We start from the raw sequence: 1,231 nt of genomic DNA, 5'->3' as shown, positions 1-1,231 counted from the left end.
AAAGGTAAAGTGGAAAGGGCCGTTGCCTATTTAAAATCAAATTTTCTTAAGCGGCGTCTTCCTGAAACGCTAGAAGACTTAAACGCAGAAGTACGGAAATGGTTGGATAAAGTGGTTCATAAAAAACGGAATCAGACCACGCAGCAATGTCCTAATGACCGCTTTATAGAAGAGCGCACGCTCTTAATTCCGTGGAATACGAAACCACTGTATCAAATAAGACAATGGGAACTCCGGGAAGTGAGTAAGGATTGTTTTATTTCCTATCAGCAGAATAAATATTCCGTACCCTACCGGTACGCTGGACAGCAAGTGAAAGTGCATGAAACCAATGAAGGTATGCTCGAACTATACGATGAATATGAGCGAATTGCCGTACACCCATTGATCGACGGAAAACATCAAATGACCATGAAGCGTGAGCACTATACAGGTTTGCCGGGAACAAAAAAAGAGCAGGAAATGAATCTACATGGTTTGGCGACCCCAGATTCCCCTGCTCCAATACCGACCGTTGAAAGTCGATCATTAGCTATATACGCTGCGCTCGAGGAAGGAGAATAACATGAATCATTCATTACTCGAAGAACGCCTTCAGGCGCTCGGATGGCAGCAAACCGCACAACAACTAGATGAACTGGTTGAAAGTGCTTCTGCCAATACTCTATCATATTTTGACTTTCTTGACACCTTGGTGAAGCAAGAGTGGGAAAATCGAGAATCAGAGGCATTAGCGAAACGAATCCGAAAGGCGAAGTTTCCTTATACGAAAACGATCCATGAGTTTGATTTTAGCTTTCAACCCAGCATCAGTGAGCAGCGTGTGAAAGAAACCTGTACCTGTCGCTTTATCGCAAATGGGGAGAATCGAATTATACTGGGACCGCCTGGTGTAGGAAAGACACATTTGGCCATTGGATTTGGATTAGAAGCGTTAGCCAAGGGCTATCACGTTTTATTTATGACAGCAGACGAATTGGGGGAACAATGTCAAAAAGCTCTTCAAAAAGGAACACTCTCTTATTTACAGAGACGTCTATGTAAGCCAGACTTAATCATTTTAGATGAGATCGGATATTTTGACTTCGATGAAGTCACGGCGAACCTTTTATTTCAAGTCATTTCTAAGCGTTATGAAAAAGGCGCTATGATCATTACTTCAAATAAATCGTATCTAGAATGGGGGAAAACGTTTGGAGACGACGTGTTAGCAACCGCGATATTGGATCGC

At 42.7% G+C, this 1,231-nt stretch carries 2 protein-coding genes; both read left to right on the top strand.

Translation table 11 applies throughout. The features are described 5' to 3' along the window. A partial coding sequence (locus tag G4V62_RS19140; RefSeq protein ID WP_446685523.1) for a Mu transposase domain-containing protein occupies nucleotides 1-564 on the top strand: 564 nt, incomplete at its 5' end. A gap of 1 nt (nucleotide 565) precedes the next feature. Beyond that, a partial coding sequence (gene istB / locus G4V62_RS19135) for an IS21-like element helper ATPase IstB (RefSeq protein WP_165205227.1) occupies nucleotides 566-1,231 on the top strand: 666 nt, incomplete at its 3' end.

The sequence above is a fragment of the Litoribacterium kuwaitense genome (genome assembly GCF_011058155.1).
Classification (GTDB): Bacteria; Bacillota; Bacilli; order Bacillales; family DSM-28697; genus Litoribacterium; species Litoribacterium kuwaitense.
The sequence above is the reverse complement of the archived record's forward strand: the minus strand, read 5'-3'. Positions and strand labels throughout refer to the sequence as shown.